The sequence below is a fragment of the Clostridiales bacterium genome, from assembly GCA_030016385.1.
In the GTDB taxonomy this organism is placed as follows: Bacteria; Bacillota; Clostridia; order Clostridiales; family Oxobacteraceae; genus JASEJN01.
Genome location: JASEJN010000009.1, coordinates 1 through 22,875 on the forward strand (window position 1 = coordinate 1; position 22,875 = coordinate 22,875).

Here is a 22,875-nt window from a genome sequence, read left to right on the forward strand (position 1 = left end):
ATTCGTCGCTCAAAATAACATAATTCTATTTATGCTGATTTCATATTGCGAATTGAAGCTTCGATAAATTTTTGCATTGAAATTTAAATCTGCGGTAGTATAATAATAGTTAGCCGGTTAAAATTTAACCGGCTAACTATTATTATAAGGAGGTGCTTTTTTTAACATGGACACTGCAAATATTAATGAATTGGACAGATGCATAAGGATATTATACAGACGTAAAGTATCGGCGATACTGAAAAATATCGGGCTGTATAACGGCCAGCCAAGGCTTCTCTTCCACCTGTATGAAAAAAATGGATGCAATCAGAAGGAACTGTCCGATTATTTGAATGTAAGCAATGCAACCATCACCGTTTCGTTAAAAAGAATGGAAAAATGCGGAATAATAAGAAAAGTCCCTGACAGAAATGACCTCAGGAATAATATTATAACCCTGACCGATAAGGGAATCATCGTAATAGACAAATGCAAAAAAATATTCAAAAGTATAAATATAAAAATGTATGAGGGATTTAATCATGAAGAAATAGAGAATCTCCAAAATTATTATAAAAGGATAATAGCAAATCTCGAAAATATGGATGATAAGGAATTGGTGGTGTAGATCAAGTGAAATATAAAAGATTTTTGCCTTTTTTGAAAACTTATAAAAAGTATATATTTCTGGCATTCTTTTTTATGCTGTTCGATGTTCTGGGGGAAATTATCCAGCCTACACTTATGTCAAAAATTGTCGATATAGGAATAGCAAAGAAAAACCTTCCCTATATATTCAAAATGGGAGGATTTATGCTGATGATGGGCATAATAGCCATTATGGGCGGAACAGCCAACGTTTATTTCGCCTCTAAAAGCGGCGTGGGCTTTGTAACGGACCTCAGGAAGCTGTTGTTTCATAAAATACAGCAATTTTCATTCTCAAACATAGATAATTTCAGCACCGCCTCTTTAGTAACAAGGCTCACCAACGACATGACCATAATACAGCTTTTAGTAGTTGTGGCGCTAAGGCTGCTGTTCAAGTCTCCGCTGATGCTTATCCTTGGTCTTATAATGGCTTTCAGCATCAATCCGAAGCTTGCTCTCATATTTGCAGTGGCAATACCTGTTTTAGCATTTGCTATTTATACGGTTTTATCAAGGGCTTTCCCGCTTTTTAAAACTGTACAGAGAAAACTCGACACGGTAAATGCAAACATACAGGAAAATCTTATAAACGTCAGAGTCGTAAAGTCCTTTGTAAGGCAGGATTTCGAAAAGAAAAAATTTGCAAAATCCAGTAACGATCTGAAAGAGACGGCTGAAAAAGCAGTGCATACGGTTATTATGAATATGCCTGTTGTAACGCTCATAATGAACCTGTCTATAATAGCCTTAATCTGGTTTGGAGGCAGGAGAGTAATGAACGGTTCCATGCAGGTTGGACAACTTATGTCCTTTATAAGCTATGTAACCCAGATACTATTTTCCCTGATGCTTCTTTCATTTGTAATAATACTCTCCGGAAGAGCAAGCGCATCGGCGGACCGCGTTATAGAGGTCCTGGATACGGATATCGATATCGCCGATAAAAAGGATGCATCGGATAAGATGATAGAAAACGGAACAGTAGAGTTCAAAAACGTATACTTCAAGTATAACAAAAGCGATAATTACGTGCTTAAAAATATTAGTTTCAAAGCTCAAAAGGGACAGGTAATTGCCATAATAGGTGCTACAGGCTCAGGAAAAACGTCCCTTGTGCAGCTTATACCGAGGCTATACGACGTATCGGAAGGGCAGGTGCTGGTAGACGGAGCAGATGTAAGAGATTACAAGATAAAAAATCTGAGGCAGGGTATAGGTTTTGTGCTGCAGAATAACGTCCTGTTTTCCGGGACAATAAAGGATAATATAAAATGGGGCGATATAAAAGCTGCGGATGATGAAGTAAAAAAATTTGCAGAATATGCCCAGGCTGATGATTTTATATCCGCCTTTCCGGACAAATATGATACAGAACTAGGCCAGGGCGGAGTGAACGTATCAGGAGGACAGAAACAGAGGATCAGCATCGCAAGAGCCCTGATTAAAAAACCTAAAATACTGATTCTTGACGACTCTACCAGCGCTGTGGATACCGAAACCGAAGCCAGGATAAGGGCCTCCTTTAAAAAAGCGCTTAAAGGCACGACCATATTTATAATAGCTCAAAGGATAAGTTCCGTGCAGTCGGCGGATAAGATAATAGTGCTGGACAGAGGAGAAATCGTGGGGGAGGGTACTCATGGTGAACTTATGAAAACAAGCAAGGAATATCAGGAAATATATTATTCACAGCAATCGAAAGAGGTGATTGCACAATGACGGATAGACGCAACAAACCTAAAAACGGCGGAAAAACATTATTGAGATTATGCAGATACCTTATGAAGCATAGACTTAAACTATGCATGGTAGTTTTGCTTGTGTTGATAAATACAATTTCAGCAGTCGGCGGCAACTACTATTTAAGACCTGTTATAAACAACTACATTGTACCTGGAAATATCAAGGGATTAATCGGCGCCATGTTTGTGCTTCTTTTGATATATTTGTCCGGAGTCGTATCCCTTTATTTGCAGAACTATATAATGATCGACGTTTCCCAGGAAACAGTCAACGATTTAAGACAGGAGCTATTTTCAAAGGTACAGGAGCTTCCCGTACGATTTTTCGATACGACAAGTCACGGGCAGATCATGAGCAGGTTCACAAACGATATAGATAACATCAGTGAATCGCTGAACAACAGCATAACCCAGATACTTTCAAGTATCTTCACAGTTACGGGTATACTATGCCTCATGCTTTTTATAAGTCCGCTGCTTACGCTTGTAACGCTCGTCATGGTACCTTTGATGCGGCTGATCGCAAAAACATTGATGAAGAAAAGCCGGGCTTATTTTTCTTCCCAACAAAAAGCTCTGGGCGAAATAGACGGGTATATGGAAGAGGTAATTTCCGGAGAAAAAGTTGTAAAAGTGTTTTCATTTGAAGATAATGTTGAAAAAGAATTCAACAAACTAAATAGCAAGCTGAATAAATATTCATTTAGAGCACAGCTTTACTCCCAGGCTATAATGCCCATAATGGTAAGCATTAACGCCATAAATTATGCCTTGACTGCCGCTGTCGGAGGGATACTGGCAGTCAAAACCGGCCTTGATTTCGGAGGGCTTATGGTATTTCTCCAGTACTCAAGGCAATTCGGAAGGCCGATAAACGAATTGGCCAATCAGGCTAATGCCATCCAATCAGCTCTTGCGGGCGCCGAAAGGATCTTTGAAATCATGGATGTAAGCCCTGAAAGAGATAATTCTGAAAATCCTGTCGAGCTTAAAAATGTAAAGGGATATGTGGTCTTTGATCATGTAACCTTCAGTTATGACCACATCGATACGATACTGAAGGATATATCCCTGTATGCAAAACCAGGGCAAAAGATCGCCCTCGTCGGTGCAACCGGTGCAGGCAAGACTACTATAACAAACCTTCTTACGGGGTTTTATGACGTAGATAAGGGAAACATATATATAGATGGCATAGATATAAACAATATTAAAAAGGACAGCCTTAGAAAATCCCTAGCGATGGTTCTTCAGGATACCCATCTGTTTTCCGGCACCATAATGGAAAATATCAGGTATGGAAGGCTTGACGCAACTGATGAAAAAGTAATCAAAGCTGCAAAACTTGCATATGCTGATTCTTTCATAAGAAGGCTGCCACACGGTTATGACACTGTGATTGAAGGCGACGGCTCCAACTTAAGCCAGGGACAGAGGCAACTTTTAAATATTGCCCGTGCTGCAATTGCAGACCCTCCAATACTTATACTCGACGAGGCCACAAGCTCGGTCGATACCATGACGGAGAGAAACATCCAGAAAGGCATGGACGGCCTAATGCGTGGGCGCACCACGTTTGTTATCGCCCACAGGCTATCAACTGTAAGAAATGCAGATGCCATAATGGTACTGGACCACGGACAAATAATTGAAAGAGGCAGCCATGAAGAGCTTCTCAAACAAAAGGGTATATACTATAAGCTATATACCGGCGCTTTCGAGCTTGAATAATCTCTAAGCCTCACCTCTTACGGCAATGATGCCATATTTCATAAAGACAATATGGCATCATATACCCAATAAAGAGGGAGGGAGAGTTTTTTTATTTTCCTCACTACATATTATGGACACTTTTCAATTATTGTGACAAAATAGTATATTTTATGACATTGAAAATAACCGGAGCAATTAATAATCATGGTTTTATTTAAAGGACATGCATCATATATTTAATAAGAGATATTTTAAGGGTGTATAAATATTCTTCAAATATAAAATACGCACCTATATTTTAAAGCAGGGTGATTCATTTGGAAAATGAAAAGCAAAAAGATGCCGTCTATCTATCTGATGTCATAAAGGCAAGGCACTATTCGCAGAATATATCCCTTCTTTATGGCGAGTACAGCGATATCACCTCGGGCGACCAAAAACTAACCGATATATTATATTGCACAATCAAAGATATCAAGGATAGATCTGTTATAACCGACAACAAAGTTATAATATGCTTCAACTTTGCTCTAATAATATTATTTGAATGCGAGAATAAGGATAATACGTCGGAATACTGCATACGCAAGGATATGATAAGCAAAGTATTTGATATAAATATAAAAGATTACGATGTGCTTTCCGGCACGCTTAATTTGGAAAAAACAAAATGTAAAAACTTCATAAAGGATATCAAGTACAGTACGGATATTGATATATCCTTTAAAAAAGCCACCGTAAGCGTTGAAGCCTCGATTAACAGCTTCCTGATCGAAGAAGATGTAATGAAGCTTGACAGCATACAGCTCTTTTCGAGTGAGCATGCGCAAAATAATATGCAAAGCAATATAGTTGAATATAAACTTCCGGATATTGCTCCAAAGCATGACGGACAAAATGAACTCGATACATATATAAGCAACCTAGGCAGCATGTTAAAAAGAGCCTCGGAATTAATTGAAACAAATAAAAAGCTTGAAGATGAAACATATTCCAAATCGAAGAAGATAAAATTTATCGAATACAAGCTCAGGCAAAACCAAGAAAAAGCAAAATCCCTTGAAAACGCTTTAAAAGATAAGGAATCTTATATCTCGATACTTAATGCCAGACTCGATAAGTCTGAAAAAAAAGTAAACATACTGGAGCATGCCAATATGGCTGTGGATCAGGAATTGAAATCGCTCCTCAAGGAAAACAACGATTTGAAAAATTATATTGAAGAGGAAGAAAGAAAAAAGAAAAAACAGCTGAATTACAGAATAAAATCCGTTTTAAGCAATATAAAGATATTTTAATCTCTGCTTTTTCTATTTGCATCCTTTTCATTAAAACAAAAAAAATAACCGCCGGGGCTGTCTTTTGGCATTACCCTATGCGGTTATTGGCTAAAAACAACTTTATTACCGGCATACCCTACATGGCGTAACTTCACTACTCTGTGACTCCGCTGCTTTTAAGCAGATTGTTCATTTCAAATACTGCGGATTCTATAAGCAAATTTATTTGTTCATCCGTCAACTTATTTCCCAGCGCTTTTTTTATGAGCTGAACTGCCTCGGCCTTTTTATCCGAACCGTTTCCGCCTCCGAATGTCTGTTCGACACCCCTCACTATGTTGCTTATTATAGTATAATAGCGTGCAAGATTTTCAGTGCCTATTTTTGATTTGAGATAGCTTATGACATATCCTCCTATAGCTATAATCGCAAGCTGAACAACTATAAGCAGCACCTGAAGCAATAGTTGCTGGTCCATCTTATTCACTCCTTATTATTTGCTATTCCCTTTAATTTTTCAACAAAATTGCTTAACTCTTTTATCATATTCTGAAATTCTTCTATTAGTTTTTTGTCTGCTATTTTGTCATGTACATCGCTTACAGTCCCGCTATCTTCGTTCTTATCCGACACTGGTTCATCAAGTATTCTTCTCCATATATTTATAATGCTCTGGCCGTATCCGCTGCCAGGTACCGCCCATTTCCCGTCCAAGTCCTCAAAACCCGGTGCGGTCCCTCTTTTTACAAGATTGAATCGAGGGTCCAAAAGACTCGTCTTTAAAGGTTCCGTATTCGCATAAGCTTTAAGATGCTGTATATGTGCTAAAATGCCTTCATCCACTGTTTTAAATGAAGCTCCTGAATTCCCTGCCGATATGCTTCCGAGTCCGGCAAAATTATTCTGTTCAGCCTTTACACTGCCTGTGAACCTGAAATAATTAGTCTCCTTTATCGCCTGTGCAAAAGCTATATCACCCCTTATGCCTTCCTTCATGCCCATATCTATATATTTTTGTGCGATATACGGGGCATTTGGATTTATCTTGTGCAGAAAAGATTCCATCTGCTCTGCGCTGGCCCTTCTCAAATCGGTTATCGGATGAACCGCAGCATCAGATACAGGGCCTGTATTAGAACTTTCAGGCTCCTTTACCTTGTCAAATATTATAACTCCGTTTGATGCAACTACTTTCACATTTCCGCTGCTTATTTCGGCAAGCACTTCCTCTGCAAGCCTTATCGCATTCTCCTTTATCTTGAACGCTCCAACCTGTACGCCTTGGTTTAATACTCTGTATAATATATCCTCAACATTCGGTGTTATTTTTAAATAATTACATACCGCTATTGCGATGTTTTTCATAACACCATCCTGCCAGCTATCATTTCGCAGGAGCTTTTCCTCGTCAGGATTTGATATGAATGCTGTTTCAAGCAAAACTGCAGGCATTTTAGTGAATTTAAGGACATAAAAACCTGCTGTCTTAACACCTCTATTTTTAAGATGCCCTGACTCCACTGCGGCGTTCAATATTTTGCCTGCAAGTTCCTGTCCGGCTTTGCTCCCTTTATAGTAATACGCCTCCGTACCGGCTGCCGAAGCATTATTGAAACTATTGCAGTGAATGCTCATAAAATAGTCGCAATTGCCCTTATTTGCAATATCGCATCTTTGCTGCAAGTCTAAAGTCGCATCGGAAGTCCTTGTCATTACTACCTGTATTCCGCTTTTTGTAAGCTTTTGTTCCAGCTTTGATGCAAGAGCAAGATTTATGTCCTTCTCTTTTGACTGTCTGCCAAGGGCACCTGGATCATTTCCGCCATGTCCTGGATCAATACATATCTTCAAAAATTTCACCCCCCGCCGTACATTTACATATGTTGGACACCGGATACTGTATTTACTGTAGAAGCATCCTCCAGTACATACTATTCGAGCATATATCTTTTGTCAACGGATAATAAAAAACAGTCTTCAATTCATGCAGCAATGCTCGCAATTGGGGTATAATGCATACCCCACCATGGTGAGCATTTTTTACCGCAATTAATAACACAACATAGTAAATTAAATATAACCATCAAATAAGTCCTACATATTATAATACAGGGAAGTGACGATCATGAGCAATTATCCTGATGAACAATCAATATGGAAAATTATATCATCTGTACAGTCGGATATATTGGAATTATGCGAGAATGGATATTATAAGTTGGCATATATGAATGAAGAAAAAAAATACTGGCCATGTATACCATCGTGGATGCTCGATGAAAAATCCAATAATAGAATAAAAAATATACTGGATATAGGATGCGGTTATGGAACACTATCGATTACTGCAAAATTGTTGTATAAATGCAATGTTTGCTGCATGGATTTTATAAATGCTTATTTAAGCAAAAAAATCATCGATAAATACAATCTGAACTTTAAGATAGGCAATATCGAAACCGACCGTATCCCATGGAACTTTAAATTCGATATCATACTGCTTACTGAAGTGATAGAACATTTTAATTTCAACCCCTTACCTACTTTGATAAAAATAAGAGAAGCATTATCTGATAATGGTTCTTTATTCTTAAGCACCCCTGATGCGGAATATTATGGCAGGCCCGATTACTACAGAAATTACAAAAATATGCCCGCCCCTAAAAAGGGAATCCCCATAAGGGATTGCCATATATATGTTTTTAACAAGAGGGAACTCTTGGATATATTTGATAAAACAGGATTTTCAATTTCAAGATTGCAGAAAACCGAAAGCCGCCATTTCAATATCAAGCTTGTAAAAAAATGAAAGGGGGAATATTTATGAAAAGGCAAAATACATTTTTAAATTTATCACAATATGATGATATCAAACATATGTTTATGCCTTTAGAATTCCGGTATATAATGAATAAAAATATCGTATCCAAGCCCAAATTTGATTATAATAATGATAAATCATCATTTTCAAATATAGCAGTTATTTACCCGCCGACGCTAGATTGGGACTGGATGAAACAGAGGCCTCAACAGCTGATGGAGCAATTCGCGAAAAATGGCTTTGATGTATATTACTGCAATAAAAGCCAGTTGACAGATCATGACCCTATTAAAGTATCCGATAACCTGACCGTTATAAACGATAATAAAAAATTTATCAAGGAAACCGTCCCATATATAAAGGCTCAGGGGAAAAAAATATTGCTGTGGGTTTCATGGTCAAAACTTCATATATTTCTGTATCAGTATAATCCTGATTTTATAGTATACGATTATATCGATGACTTTCCTTCCTGGGCACCTTTTTTAGACAAAATCGTCAGGGAGGCAAACGCAGTAGTATCAACATCAAAAGCATTGAAAAAACACATAGACTTAAGTTACCCGTATAAGCCGAGTTTCTTGATACCAAACGGATGTGATATTTCTCACTTTCAAAAAAGTTTGAGTAATCCTCCGCCTAAACCTGCTGAATATTTAGGTCATAACGGCCCAATTATTTGCTATGCCGGTGCATGGGCATCCTGGATAGATCAGAACCTTATAATGAAAACAGCAATGTCGTTTCCTAATGCTCTTATTGCTATAATCGGAGTCGAATTTGTTCCTCCTGCAACTTTGTGTCTGCTATGACCGACTGGGTCAGTATGAGACAGCCTGCAAGCATAACGAAATTGCAGCAAAATATATACCTGACAGTCCTCAAATACTTTATAACCGAAAATATTTTGAAAAAATCAAGAAATAACCGGGCGTGTATATTCACATTTGAAGAATATTACAATTAATAAGCCGCTTTACACGTCCGGCTTATTTTTTAATCTGTCATAGATTCTTTTTACAAAGCTTTTTTGCTCCCTTATTGTGACCAATCCATCTGTGGACTTAGGTACGGTCAAAATACCGAGGCCGTCTATCCCGTTCTTGTAATCCTTATATTCAAGGGTTCTTACCCTTCCATCGATTCCCTTCACATCAACCCATATAAATGTAACAAAATCATTGAAGAAACAGTTCATCCCCTCTTCAGTGACAATCGTCCTGTTATTTATCGAAAGTATGGTATCACCGGATTTAATACCCATCATTTCGGCCGGTCCGCCTGGTATGGTGTCAAGTACTCTTATTCCTAACGGCGGGGCACTGAATATCGAGCCCTTATTTCTCTCACTTTTTCTTTCATGCTCTATAAGATACTCATGGGCAAAGGGTGCAAAGAGAGCCGCAACATACTTTAGTGCATATACATACGAAGAAGAAATGGCAATGGATAAAAGCATTACACTGAAAATCATAAGCCTTATAGCCGACTTCCTGCATTTTTCACGAGGCAGGCAGGAAGATGTAAATTCACTGTAACCGAGTATCGCCGATACCGGGAATGCCTGAAACAATGCGTTCTTGATGTTTGATGGATCCATAAATGGCTTTATAACCGGCCACCAATCAGGAGTCGAAATAGAAGCGCCGGATTTGGCAGATGAAAATCCCACAAACATCACAAGTGCAATGGGTATCGGCCAGAATCGCTGCATTGTAAAACCTCCGACCACTTTGCCATCTTCCCTTTGGAGAAATACCGGTACCGCACCCCTGTAACCGTCTATATAAATTAAGACGGCCTCAAGGAGGTGAAGCATTCCGACAAGTATCATTATCCCTGTTACATCTATCCCTTTTATATTGAATAAAAGCCCTGCGATTGACAGTATTCCTCCTGAATAAGAAAAGCATATGAATCTCGGCTCTATAAACATCAGTATAAGTGAAATCAATATCAGATACTGGATACCCATATCCTGGCTGAAGGTAATCCCCATAAGAGTCATGGGTATGCTTATTACAATCCCTGCAACCAGTCCTGAAAGTACAGACGTAAGCACCAGGTTGCTCGTAGGCGTCTTGGGTTTGTTATATATATATTCCTGCAACCTTACTACTTTTTTATATTGTGTAAATATTATAATGATAAACACCACATATATGAAATTTGCGCCAGGTGACAGCACTGCTGCAGAAACAGTCCTTATACAAAGATTTATCATTGCTAATATATCCATTTCTCCACCCCGTTTAATACCTGTTTAAAAAACAGCCCATAGAAAGACCGCATTTTTATTTGAGCTCACTCTCTACGACGCTCATTGCTTTTTGAAGCTGGACATCCTCCTGCAAGGTAAGTTCCGGTTTTTGCTTTAAATTGTCCGGAAGATCCACCGTATAATTTGGCTGTATCCCGATTCCCTGTATGCATACGCCACTTGGGGTATAATACTTCGCAGTCGTCACCTTTAAAGCGGATTCCTGCTTTTCGCCAGGCATTTTAAATGGAAGTATGGTCTGTACGATTCCCTTTCCAAATGTCTTTGTTCCCACTAAAACTCCCGAATGAGTATCTTTGACAGCGCCGGACACCACTTCTGACGCGCTTGCCGTATAACCGTTTACGAGTATTGCATATGGTACATTTATTTTATTTTTATCCGATGTTATTACATCTTTTTTGCCTTTATTGTCTATGGTGTAAACAATCGTACTTTTCCCGATAAGCGTATCAGCTATCTCTGTGCACTGGTCCAAAAGGCCACCGCCATTATTCCTTAAATCTATTACAAGACCTTTTATGTTCTTATTCTGAAGATCCTTCAACGAATCGATGAATTCTTGAGCCGTATTTTTCTGGAAGGCAGTAATCTTAATATAACCTATATCATTGCCAACGGTCTTATCGGAAACTGACTTCATCACTATGTTGGCCCTTACGATATTGATATCGGAAGGCTGCGACTGGCCCTGCTTTAGTATGGTTATTTTAACAGGCGTACCGGCCTTTCCCCTCATCAATGAAACCGCATCGTCAAGGCTGTCTCCCGAAACAGCCTTATTGTCTATCCCTATTATTAAATCTCCTGATTTTATTCCCGCCTTTTCAGCAGGCGAACCTTCGATAGTGGACACGATAAGTATATTGTCATCCTTCGCTTCTACAACTAAACCTACACCCGCATATTCACCTTCCGTGGTTATAGTATTAGCCTGAAAATCCTTGGGATCCCAGTATACCGTATATGGATCACCGACACCAGATGCAAGTCCTCTTACAGCACCTTCGGCAAGTTTGCTCTCATCGATTTTGCTTACGTAATTTTTTTCAAGCATGTCTTTTACTGCGAACATCTTGCTGAACTGAGTAATCTCATCGTAAGTATGCTTTGTTATAATGTATTTATTGCCCATGGATAAATCTATCTTATTCGTTAAAAAAAAAGTAATGGAGTTTGTAACAATTAAAGCGACAACCAGGAATATTACAGCATTTTTTTTCTTAATCATCATAACACCTCGAATGTCCTATTTAGAAATGTAACATTATTCATATCCGTATTTATTTTATTTTGTTCACTTTTACATTATAACAAACACTAAATAAAAATAAAAGAAGCTCCGGATGCATATTTTTTTGCAGTATAATCTGTATGCATCCCGGAGCTTTATTTATATTAAATTTTATATTAGTGACTTGAATATATTAACCTTTAATTCGCTAAATCAACTTTAATTTGACGAAACTTCAAATCCGGAGAGCGCGGCCGCATATTTTACAGGATTGCTTTTTATCCTGTAATACATATCGGTATCGTTCATCCATAGAGGCACGACATGGAAATGCCTTTTGTTCACTTCCAGAACCCATATTTTTAAATTACTATCGATTAATATATCAAAACCTAAATCTCCGTAATTTTCTCCCGATGATTCTATCGTCCTGCATACGCCTGTACATACATTTATAACTTCCTTGCGCAATTTAGCAATCTCATCAGTACTTAATTTTGCGGCTTTTGAAAGAAGATCTTCAAATGCCGCCTGCAGGCCCCAGTTGGAGCATATGTTGCCTCTTATTCCCAGGAAACCTACTATCCCCGTGCATATCCACTTTTTTGTTTCATCCTTTTGCATTACAACCCTGAAGTCCATAGACCTGTCATTTATTCTTAAGGGAGTTATGGCCTGCTGTATTATATAGGAAGTCCTTCCTGTATAACGATTTACATATCTTTTGGCTTCATCACTTTTCCCGAAATGTAAATCTATATTCTCTACTTTATTTTTTACATAATAGTATCCATCTTTTTTATCTATTTTAATCAATCCCCGGGCGAGTGTCCCAAACACCGGTTTTAAATATACGCTACCGTATTTGTCAAGCATATCTTCCACATTGCCGAAGAAATCATACATAATAGTATGGGGTATGTGTTTCTTCACATACTCCGACCTTGAAGCCATCTTCCAGAATTCCCATTTATTAAAATATCCCGTATTGAAAATGCAATTGCCTGTTGCCCTTTTTAACTTCAATTCCATATATTTTGGCAAAATAACCCTTCTATATATCGTCGAAGGGAATGGCAGCACGGCTTTTATCCATTTTCTGCCCGTCCCGGGGTTATAATAATAGCCTTCTATCAGCTTATTCTTAAAATCAAGCTTATTTAAACTCATTATGCAAAGCAACCCGCCTATCCTGCCGTATGGCAGTGTATAGTCAAGCATATCGTGCAGGAATCTTTCCGTAATCCCCCTTTTGGTCCTCGACATCAAAAGCCCTATGACAGGGCCTATGCAAATGCCGCCCATGCATGGCATGATCTGATAGTTTATATTCTCAGGCAGCCCCATTTTATCCATGACATCTCTCGAAAGTCTGATCCGATTTTCGGGCAACCTATCGTCCGCTTCTAATTTTACTCCCTCCATCTTCAAACCGGCATAAATGTTGATATTCTTATATTTAAGCTTTGCGATAAGGTTTGCAGGCATAAATATTTTCCCCGTTGAGCCCATATCTTTCAATACTCTATAGAACACTGTCTACCACCTTCCTTATACAAGCCGGATGTTGCAATAGAACTAACGGACATTGCGCCCAAAGCCTGCAAGCGATTTTGCATATAAAAGAGGGCCCGAGATTATTTTATTGTATGAAGTCCTATCCTGAATGCACAGTGCTATCGCAGGGTGGGGGCTTCTGTGGTTTATCTCAATCAGCCATATTTTGCCTGTATAATCGATCCCTATATCGATCCCCAGGATGCCGCAGTTAACTCCAAATCCATCCAGCGTCCTGCACACTTTTAAACAGAACTTACGCATTTCGATGATTTTCTGCAGCGCCCGCCTATTATTCATTCCCATGACATCTTTAAGAAGCTCTTCAGGCATAAAGCCTTTCCCTCCGCTCGAAATATTGCTTACGACGCTTCTTTTAGCTCCTGCGCGGGCTACTATTACGGTACACACCCAGTTTGCAGTATCATCTTTTTGCATGACAGCTCTGAAGTCAACTACTCCTTCATCACATTTAATCAGATCTATTCCCTTCTGTATGATGCATTCATTATAGGCAAACAGATCTTTCATTATTCTTATGGCTTTGATCCGGTTTTCAGCAACAATCCTGTTATTTTTTTTATCCTTTCTATATTCAAATAAGATTCCCTCGTCGGTGATGCTTGCCTTTACAACTCCATGGCCCTTCATTCCCCAATCCGGCTTGATATAAACGCATTTTTGCCTTTTTAGCATATCGAAAATATCCTTTTCAGACCTGTAAAGCCTGGTTTCAGGAAGACTATCCTTTATGGAGGCATCGGTTGAAAACCATTTATACATTTCCCATTTGCTGAAATACTGTCCGTTAAAGACAGTATCACCTATAGTGGATAAAAAATGGTTCTGCCAATCTTCATTAAGGCCTATGGTCCGGTAAATAGCGCAAGGATAAGGGAAAATACCTTCTTTCCACGAATTATCCCCCGGATTGAAGCAGAATCCTTTTATGAGTCTCTTGTCTTTATTCACACTATCTAAAGAAAATACCGTTATCGCCCCGTGGAGCCTTGAATAATCCCGTATGCATTCCTTTTCATGCTCAAGTCTGTCTTTTGTAATATTCTCATATCTGACGCTACCGAGTATCCCTATAAATGGGCCTAACCTGATCTCATTTCCGTATGCTCTGACTTCATATACAACATAGTCCGGCACATGCATTTTATCTATTATATATGCTGGTATCAACAGTTTCCCCCTGCTTACCGTATCCAAAACTGCAACATCCACGCAATATTTTTGGTTTCCAAAACTTATATACGCCCTTTTTTTCCTTTCGATTCCGACATCAAATGCCGTCTCCCTGTTCACAACAAGTTCCGGCTCAGAAGATCTATGACGCTCGATAGTTATAAGATTCATATTCATCACCTCTAAAATCCTGCAAGATATGAGGCATAAAGTATCGGAGTATACCTTATCGAAAGGTAAGTGTCACGATTCATCATCTTGAAACCCTTAAAGCTTGGGAATACATTTACCTCAATAATATATAACTTCTTGTTTTCATCTATCGCTATATCGATGCCTAATTCGGCAAAATGGTGTCCGGTTTTATCCAGCCTCACACAGGTATCAATGCATAAATCATGAATTTTCTTTTTAATATCCTCCCGGTCGCTACTGCAATTGAATGCTTTATCCAATGCTTCGTCTAAGGAAAGGGCATATCCTCCCCTTGATATATTTGTCAAAAACGAATCTGATTTTGCCACCCTGCATTCTATTCCCGATTCAAACCACTGCATCTTCCTATCCTTTTGCATCACAATCCTTATATCGAATACACTTCCGTTGATCTTGGCAAGGGGAAGCAGCTTTTGAACTATATATCTATTAGGCAAGAAACTGTCGCTTTTAAATAACTTCTCCATCTCATTTTCGCTCAATATCTCATCGCTTGCCTGGCTTTTTCTGTAATCTATGAACCTGTAATTATCCTTTTCCCTTTTGATGACACATATCCCGCGGCCCCGCGAAAGATTCACGGGTTTCAAAATCACGTCCCCGTATTTATCGATAAATTTTTTGATAGTATCATAGTCCTTTATCAATGCCGTGGGCGGCAGGCTGGATACTAACTTGGCATCCTGTTTTATATAACTGTACAGATAATACTTTGAAAATCTCCACGAATTGAATAATTTGCCATGTGTCACCTGTATCAGTTTTTTAATTGTTTCAGGATTGGTATGAAAATCCCTCCTATATATAACGGATGGAAATGGAAACCTTCCATATAACCATTCTTCCCTCTTATAATCGTAATAAAGCCCGTATATTATCTTGTTTTCCCAATCGATAGATCTCGGAGAAAATGCATAAATAAGTCCTCCGCATTCATTATATATACCGAAACGGTCCGAATATTTTTCCATATGATACGGACTATAGGCATAATTCCTATTCCCTATTAAAAACCCTATAACGGGACCTATTATTATGCTGTTTCCAGAAATCTTCAATCGATATACGAGATTGCTTGATATCATGAGTCTCGCTAATATATCACCGGATATTTTTATATTTAAAGGGTTATCGATGCTTTCACCGCGCTTATCGCCGTCTTCTTTTGATAAATTTACATTTGCAGCTACCCTTCTCTGTCCGAAGCAGATATACATCCTTTTATATATTTTTTCTACGGCTGCCTCAGGCAGGAGAATAACATCATTTAAAGAGGATACTTTATTTATAGTAACCCACATATTTATCCCCCTCTTATTAGCCTATTAAATAAAATGCATAGCCAAATAGGTTTTTTAAAAAATATTTGATAATGATCATATCCTTTTGCTGGAGTATTATATTTCTATCGAATCCTCCAAAATTTACAAAATACGGATTATTATATTCATCTATTATAAAGTCCATATAGCATATCCCCATTCCGGGTATGAATTTTTCTATAAATACTGCCATATCAACGGATATTTCCCTGATTAGCTTCATAAAACCGGTATTCTTAAATATATCTCTTTGCAAGGCCATTTTCCCTAAGGACAGCCATGCCCCATCGGAACCCTTTTGTACATAGTTCCTTATTACAAATGGCATACTTTTATACATCCTTATGGAAGGTGTTTTTATCTGTATCCACCTTTTTTTAATAAGAGCATTTTTTTCCACTCCTGAAGGAATTTCATCATAAAGCGCCTGCAGTTTATTCGAACTTTTTAAAGGAATAAATACATTATGGCGTAGATTACCGTTTTCTTTTAAAGCATTTGCATTGTATAAGCGGTATGGAAGCACGAACTCACTAAATTTTACAGATGATGACAGCATCTGCATTATCATAAGCAGGTTAAACCTGTTAATCTCATTTATAATGGCGATATTGTTCATACTTAGAATGCTTTCAAACGTTTTTACCTGGTTTTTCCTTTCCATATATATAAAATTAAATATCACAGGCGGCAATGTTACAATGCTCTTCTTTATTCCACTTGAATCTACGATAATGCCTGTAACTTTTTTATTTTTGATGTCTATACCCTTTATGGTAAAAAGAACTACTGCATTTGCCTTCTTTTTAAAGGATTTGATGAATGGGAACAATAAATGAGCATACATGCTCACTTTTCCATTATCGCATAATATACCTATCATCAATCATCCCCCCTCAATACAGGCTATGTAAAAGATGAGAGTTAGTGACTTGTCCATAGGAAAATTTGAAAGAATAGGTCGAAATTTTGTTTAAGAAGTCAAATAAAAAAATGTTGCTGCATAATGAATATTCATCAATTATGCAGCAACATTATCATCAATCAGATATCAATAAATATGGCGAAGGATTTATATAATTTTCTCTGCCTGTGCCGCCTCTTAATACACTGAAGTGAACGTGAGGCCCTGTAGACCTTCCTGTGTTCCCTGAAAGGGAAACAACCTGTCCTCCGCTGACTGTCTGGCCTTCTATGACTTTGAAACTGTTATTGTGGCCGTATAGCGAAAACAAGCCGTTGCCATGATCTATAACGACACAGTTTCCGTATCCTGAAACCCACTCAGCAATTATCACCGTTCCCGGTGCCATGGCATGTACAGGTATATTCACTGCACCATTTGTGCTTATATCTATGCCTGGATGAAATGCCCCGAGGATTCCTGTTATCGGATCTACTCTGGATCCATAACCCGACGATATATATGGATGCGCGCCGGCCGGAAATTCAGACCTGTGGAGTATCGCATATACTCTTCCGTTAAATGAGCTTACGCCTCTGCTTGCAACCTGTGTACTCCCGCTTTCGCTGCTTGCGGCTTTCTTTGCCGCCGCCTCGGCCGCAGCCTTGGCCGCCATAATGGAAGATATCTTGTCCTTTATCTTTTCCGCTGCCACTTGTTCAGCCTTTATTGTAGAATCCAACTTGGCTACTTTTTGGTTTCTGTCTTTTACCAGAACATTCAATTGAGCATTTTGCTTTTCAAGCCCGTTTTTTTTGCTGACAAGGCTTGAATTCAATGCAACAAGCCCTTTCTTGTCGCTTTCCAATTTTACTTTCTGATTATTGATGCTGACTCTTTTCTGCTTCATCACCTTAAGCATCTGGACGTCATTGTTTATTACTCTTTCCATGATATCAGCCCTCGTTAAGAAATCCGAAAGGCTTGTAGAACTAAGTATAATCTGTATGTATCCAATGGTTGTCCCATTTTTGTACAGGGCGTTGATTCTCTCTTTCATCAATGCATCCTGTTTATTGTAATCCTCAATCGCAGCGTTTAATTTCTTTGTCGCCACATCGATATTATTCTGTGCGGTGCTGATTTTATGCTGTATATCATCTATGTCATTATTGACCTTCGATATATTGTTTTTGAGCACATCTATATCCTTCTGATATTTTTGGATTTCGGATACAATATCGCCCTTTTGACCCTTCAAATCATCGATTTTATCATTTGTATCACCGTATTGATCCTTGAGATTTCCAAGGTCATCGGCAGCCATCGCCATAATATTGAAGCAAAAAATCGCCAGCAGCGAAACAATCAGAAATACTTTTACCCTTTTTTTAACCAACATATATCACCTCCTTGCCTTGTATAATTAATTTTTCGGCTATATCCCCATAAAAATAACAGGATATTTAAACACGCAAAAATTTTCGCATAGATATTATACCGCCTATGGACCCTATAAAAAGCCCTATTGCAGCAAACAACGCCGCCATATATGGAATAATGTCCATTGGATTTACAAGCTTGATCATTTCATAATTTTTATATAATTGATTCACTACGGCAGTATAACCATAACCAAGTATGACAATTGAAAGGAGAGCGCCTATGAAACCAAGCAAAAGCCCCTCTATTATAAAAGGCCACCTTATAAACCAATCTGTCGACCCGATAAATTTCATGATGCCTATTTCTTTTCTTCTTGCCATTACGGTAAGTTTTATAGTATTTGAAATCAGGAATATCGATATAATGAGCAATATAACCATTAAAGTTATGCCCACTGTTTTAACGAAGTTTGTCACTTTTATAAGCTGATTTACAAAAGGCCTTGCATCGTTTATTTTATCGACCCCTGGAAGGCCTTTTACCGATTTTACGGCTCCCTCCACAAACTCGGGCCCTTTCATTTTTACAATATATGAACTCGGCATAACCTTGTTTGCATCGATTCCTTCTACCAACCCGCTGTTTTCCCCGAGTTCCTTTTTGAAATTATCAAGGGCCTCCTGCTTGGATTCGTAAACGACATCCGTTACTCCCTCGGCTTTTTTCAAGTTTGAATCGATAGTACTCATCTGGTCGTTTGTTATATCGTCCTTTAAAAATATTTTTATCTCGACGCCTGATTCCACACTTCTCATCAAATAATCTACATTAGCCACCGTTATAAAGAATATACCCAGTATGATAAGTGAAGCCATTACGGCACTTATCGAGGCTATGCTCATCATCCTGTTTCTCGCAACACTTTTAAAACCCTGTTTGATATAATAACCAAATGTCCTAATCTTCATAGTTATATGCCCCCCTTTTCTGGTCTCTTACAAGTACTCCTTTTTCAAGGGCAATAACCCTTTTTTTGGCTTTGTTTACGATATCCTTTGCATGTGTTGCCATAACAACGGTTGTCCCAACTTTGTTTACGTCATCTAATATATCGAGTATTGTCCAGGCGCTGTCAGGATCAAGGTTGCCCGTAGGCTCGTCCGCAATTAGAATAGATGGATTATTTACAAGAGCTCTTGCAAGGGCAACTCTCTGCTGCTCTCCGCCTGAGAGTTGATTTGGATATGAATTTGCTTTTCTGCTTAAATCAACCATGGCAAGGACTTGCGCCACTCTTCTTCTTATATCCCTCGATGATGCTTCAACTATATGCATTGCAAAAGCTATATTTTCATAAGCGGTGAGATTTGGAAGCAATCTGAAATCCTGAAACACCGTACCTATTGTTCTTCTATAATAAGGAATCTGCCTGTGCTTTAATGTCGAAAGGTTGATATTATTTACTGTTATAATACCTGAAGTGGGCTCTATTTCCTTTAGCAAAAGTTTAATAAATGTGGATTTGCCCGCTCCGCTTGGGCCGACCAAGAATACAAACTCACCCTTGTCTATTTTAAGTGTTATATCTGAAAGGGCGATAGAATTTTCTTTGAATACCTTTGATATATGCTGCATTTCTATCATTAGACCAACAACTCCTGTAAATTCGACATATATAATGTTAATTATATATAGATATTATACCATAATATTTAATATAATCAAAAATCTTATCAAAATTTATCACGCCAATTTTTGACAATATATTTATCTTGTTTTGTAAACTATGCTATAATCAATCAGGATTCATATTTTTGAAGCCCTCACCCAAGACCTCATGTGCATCGCTTACTGTAATGAAAGCCTTCGGATCAACTTTTCTAATATACGACCTCAATCGTATGAACTCCTTTCTGCTTAGAACGGTATATATGATCCTGAACCCATTTCCGGAGAAGCCGCCCTCCCCCGTGAAAAACGTTACGCCCCTATCGAGTTCATTCATTATATACTCTGCTATAATATCGGTATTTTTTGTCATTATAAAAACCTGCATCACAATATTAAATCCTGCTATGATATAGTCGATTATATAGCCGTTCATAGCTACAGCTATAATTGCATACAGACCCTTTTGTATTCCAAATGTGAATGCAGCCATAAGAGTTATGATAAAATCGATGATAAAAAGAGATTTTCCTATATCTATATGGAAATATCTATTCAGTATTTTGGCCAGAATATCCGTACCGCCTGTCGATGCATTAAAATTAAATATCATCGCCATGCCGAATCCTGAAACCGAAGTCCCTATTATTACGGCCAGCAGCGGGTCATCCGTAACAGGATTTTCAAGATGCACCGTCCTCTCAAGCAACCATATGACTCCCGAAAATCCAAAGCTTGCATATATGGTTTTAATCCCAAATTTCCTTCCGAGCACAACAAAAGATATGACAAATAACAGTACATTCATAAAAATCATAAGCATACCTACTGGAAGAACGGGCACATAATGATTTATTATCATGCCAAGCCCCGTAACTCCACCTGCCGCTATATTATTGGGCATCAGAAAAAAATATACTGCGATTGAGCAAATAATAAAACCAATTGTTATTACTATGTATTGTTTCAACGTATTTTTCAAAATATCATCACCTTTAAAATCTCGCTGTTTTGTATAATAATTTTAGCATGCATTCTTTTTCGAACAAAAAATGCATAAAGTAACAAGCTTACTGTTGCAAAAGGATATGGCCTTTGGCCATATCCTTTTGCTTTCAGAACTACTTCGTTTTTAAACGTTTCAATATTTTCCTGGATTCATCTGCTATCCTGTCGGATGTCAGCCCATATAGTTCCATAAGCTTATCAGGCGCACCTGATTGGCCAAATTTATCCTCTATGCCTATTCTCTTTAAAAACACGGGCGCCTCTTCGCTCAAAACCTCTGCCACTGCACTTCCGAGCCCCCCGATTATGCTGTGCTCTTCACATGTTACAATGGCTCCTGTTTCCTTGGCGGCTTTAACTACGGCTTCCTTATCCACCGGTTTTATCGTATGCATATCGATAACTCTTGCATCTATGCCTTCCTCTTTTAATTTCAGGGCGGCCTCGAGTGCTTTCGCAACCATGATACCCACCGCGATTATTGTTAAATCCTTTCCGCCTTTTACCAATATGGATTTGCCCAATTCAAATTTAAAATTATTCTCGTCATATATAACAGGCACCGAAAGCCTTCCTAACCTTATGTAAACAGGCCCTTTATAATCAACGGCAGCGAAGATGGCCGCTCTAGTCTCCACCGCATCTGCAGGGCATATGACGCACATGTTCGGTATTGATCTCATAAGGGACAGATCTTCCACGGATTGATGGGTGGCGCCATCTTCTCCAACGGTTATTCCCGAGTGAGTCGCCGCAATTTTGACATTCAGCTTCGGATAACAGATAGAATTTCTTACCTGCTCATAAGCCCTACCTGTTGCAAAAATTGCGAAAGTGCTTGCAAACGGTATTTTGCCGCATGTTGCAAAACCTGCGGCAGTAGTCATCATATCCGCTTCGGAGATCCCCATATCAAAAAACCTTTCAGGAAATTTCTTTGCAAAATTCGCTGTTTTTGTAGATTTTGAAAGATCCGCATCTAATACCACGATATTCTTGTTTTTTTCTCCAAGTTCCACAAGCGCCTTTCCGTAAGCTTCCCTTGTTGCAATTTTTTCAGCCATTATTTTCCGCCTCCCAATTCCAAAAGAGCTTTTTCACATTGTTCCCTGCTAGGCGCACTTCCGTGCCACCCTACCTGATTTTCCATAAACGACACGCCTTTTCCCTTTATAGTTTCAGCTACAATCATGGTCGGCCTTCCCTTGGTATTTCGGGCTATGTTGACGGCATCCAAAATCTGTTCAAAATCATGACCATTTATGGAAATAACATTCCACCCAAAAGCTTTAAACTTTTCATCCACGGGTTCGGGACTCATAACTTCAGATATAGGGCCATCGATCTGCAGCTTGTTATGGTCTACAAACGCCGTAAGATTATCCAGCTCATAATGCGCCGATGTCATTGCCGCCTCCCATACCTGGCCTTCCTCCAGTTCACCGTCACCTAAGAGCACATAGACTCTGTAATCTTTATTATCGAGCTTTCCTGCAAGCGCCATGCCGTTTGCAGATGAAAGCCCCTGCCCCAGGGAACCTGTAGACATATCTATTCCCGGCGTACCCTTCATGTCGGGATGACCTTGAAGCATCGCTCCTATTTTTCTGAGTTTTAAAAGCTCCTCTCTCGGAAAATAACCTCTCTCCGCAAGAACGCTGTATAAAGCTGGAGCTGCATGCCCCTTTGAAAGAACGAATCTATCCCTGTCCTCCCAATGAGGCTTTTTGGGATTTATCCTCATTATTTTAAAATATAGAGCCGTAATTATCTCGACTGCTGAAAGAGAACCGCCTGGATGCCCTGATTTTGCCTCTGTAATCGACTCAACAATGTCCCTTCTTACTTTTAATGCAATATCATTTAAGTGCTGATACTTATCCATTCTTTACCTCCTGTAAACTTATCGGCAAATT

Annotated in this window: 20 protein-coding genes and 1 pseudogene; 7 read left to right on the plus strand and 14 right to left on the minus strand. The window is 38.7% G+C overall.

The window, feature by feature from the left end:
• Positions 1-166 precede the first annotated feature (166 nt).
• The 4 genes from QME45_03530 (at position 167) to QME45_03545 (ending at position 5,386) form a co-directional block, all read left to right on the plus strand.
• Complete coding sequence (locus tag QME45_03530; protein MDI6617735.1) at positions 167-610, plus strand: MarR family winged helix-turn-helix transcriptional regulator; 444 nt, start codon at positions 167-169, stop codon at positions 608-610.
• Positions 611-615: 5 nt separating this feature from the next.
• Positions 616-2,352, plus strand: a complete 1,737-nt coding sequence (locus QME45_03535) for an ABC transporter ATP-binding protein (GenBank protein MDI6617736.1) — start codon at positions 616-618, stop codon at positions 2,350-2,352.
• The gene (locus QME45_03540) at positions 2,349-4,106 is read left to right on the plus strand and encodes an ABC transporter ATP-binding protein (protein ID MDI6617737.1); all 1,758 of its coding nucleotides are present in this window, start codon (positions 2,349-2,351) and stop codon (positions 4,104-4,106) included. The genes QME45_03535 and QME45_03540 overlap by 4 nt, the downstream gene beginning before the upstream one ends.
• A gap of 299 nt (positions 4,107-4,405) precedes the next feature.
• Positions 4,406-5,386, plus strand: a complete 981-nt coding sequence (locus QME45_03545) for a hypothetical protein (GenBank protein ID MDI6617738.1) — start codon at positions 4,406-4,408, stop codon at positions 5,384-5,386.
• 136 nt (positions 5,387-5,522) lie between these two features.
• On the opposite strand, the gene QME45_03550 is transcribed toward QME45_03545, so the two are convergent.
• Positions 5,523-5,846, minus strand: coding sequence for a phage holin (locus QME45_03550; protein MDI6617739.1), 324 nt, complete (start codon positions 5,844-5,846; stop codon positions 5,523-5,525).
• 5 nt (positions 5,847-5,851) lie between these two features.
• Entirely contained in the window at positions 5,852-7,219 is a 1,368-nt protein-coding gene (locus QME45_03555) for an N-acetylmuramoyl-L-alanine amidase (protein MDI6617740.1), read from the minus strand.
• 274 nt (positions 7,220-7,493) lie between these two features.
• Here QME45_03555 and QME45_03560 point away from each other — a divergent pair, with 274 nt between their 5' ends.
• The 3 genes and pseudogenes from QME45_03560 to QME45_03570 all read left to right on the plus strand — a co-directional run bounded on the left by QME45_03560 (position 7,494) and on the right by QME45_03570 (position 9,116).
• Entirely contained in the window at positions 7,494-8,177 is a 684-nt protein-coding gene (locus QME45_03560) for a class I SAM-dependent methyltransferase (GenBank protein ID MDI6617741.1), read from the plus strand.
• Positions 8,178-8,191: 14 nt separating this feature from the next.
• Entirely contained in the window at positions 8,192-9,001 is an 810-nt protein-coding gene (locus QME45_03565; protein ID MDI6617742.1) for a hypothetical protein, read from the plus strand.
• A pseudogene (locus QME45_03570) lies at positions 8,979-9,116 on the plus strand (glycosyl transferase). The gene QME45_03565 and the pseudogene QME45_03570 overlap by 23 nt, the downstream one beginning before the upstream one ends.
• Before the next feature lie 49 nt (positions 9,117-9,165).
• On the opposite strand, the gene QME45_03575 reads toward QME45_03570, so the two are convergent.
• The 12 genes from QME45_03575 to QME45_03630 form a co-directional block, all read right to left on the minus strand.
• Entirely contained in the window at positions 9,166-10,428 is a 1,263-nt protein-coding gene (locus tag QME45_03575) for a PDZ domain-containing protein (GenBank protein ID MDI6617743.1), read from the minus strand.
• A gap of 55 nt (positions 10,429-10,483) precedes the next feature.
• On the minus strand, positions 10,484-11,704 hold the full coding sequence (locus QME45_03580) for a S41 family peptidase (protein ID MDI6617744.1): 1,221 nt from the start codon (positions 11,702-11,704) through the stop codon (positions 10,484-10,486).
• Positions 11,705-11,923: 219 nt separating this feature from the next.
• Positions 11,924-13,240, minus strand: coding sequence for a YheC/YheD family protein (locus QME45_03585; GenBank protein MDI6617745.1), 1,317 nt, complete (start codon positions 13,238-13,240; stop codon positions 11,924-11,926).
• Between the two features lie 42 nt (positions 13,241-13,282).
• Positions 13,283-14,626 (minus strand): YheC/YheD family protein, encoded by a 1,344-nt coding sequence (locus QME45_03590; GenBank protein MDI6617746.1) that lies wholly within the window; start codon positions 14,624-14,626, stop codon positions 13,283-13,285.
• 11 nt (positions 14,627-14,637) lie between these two features.
• The gene (locus tag QME45_03595; protein MDI6617747.1) at positions 14,638-15,972 is read right to left on the minus strand and encodes a YheC/YheD family protein; all 1,335 of its coding nucleotides are present in this window, start codon (positions 15,970-15,972) and stop codon (positions 14,638-14,640) included.
• Between the two features lie 16 nt (positions 15,973-15,988).
• The gene (locus QME45_03600; GenBank protein ID MDI6617748.1) at positions 15,989-16,876 is read right to left on the minus strand and encodes a hypothetical protein; all 888 of its coding nucleotides are present in this window, start codon (positions 16,874-16,876) and stop codon (positions 15,989-15,991) included.
• Positions 16,877-17,033: 157 nt separating this feature from the next.
• Entirely contained in the window at positions 17,034-18,299 is a 1,266-nt protein-coding gene (locus QME45_03605) for a peptidoglycan DD-metalloendopeptidase family protein (protein ID MDI6617749.1), read from the minus strand.
• A gap of 64 nt (positions 18,300-18,363) precedes the next feature.
• Positions 18,364-19,251 carry a permease-like cell division protein FtsX gene (gene ftsX / locus QME45_03610; GenBank protein MDI6617750.1) on the minus strand — a complete coding sequence of 296 codons (888 nt, stop codon included), beginning with the start codon at positions 19,249-19,251 and terminating at the stop codon, positions 18,364-18,366.
• Positions 19,241-19,927: a cell division ATP-binding protein FtsE gene (gene ftsE / locus QME45_03615; protein ID MDI6617751.1), complete on the minus strand. Its 687-nt coding sequence runs from the start codon at positions 19,925-19,927 to the stop codon at positions 19,241-19,243. Before ftsE ends, ftsX begins: the two co-directional genes overlap by 11 nt.
• 151 nt (positions 19,928-20,078) lie before the next feature.
• On the minus strand, positions 20,079-20,936 hold the full coding sequence (locus tag QME45_03620) for a YitT family protein (protein ID MDI6617752.1): 858 nt from the start codon (positions 20,934-20,936) through the stop codon (positions 20,079-20,081).
• 136 nt (positions 20,937-21,072) lie between these two features.
• Positions 21,073-22,023, minus strand: coding sequence for a transketolase family protein (locus QME45_03625; protein ID MDI6617753.1), 951 nt, complete (start codon positions 22,021-22,023; stop codon positions 21,073-21,075).
• A complete protein-coding gene (locus QME45_03630) occupies positions 22,023-22,844 on the minus strand; it encodes a transketolase (GenBank protein MDI6617754.1) in 822 nt (273 codons plus the stop codon). Before QME45_03630 ends, QME45_03625 begins: the two co-directional genes overlap by 1 nt.
• Between the last annotated feature and the right edge of the window lie 31 nt (positions 22,845-22,875).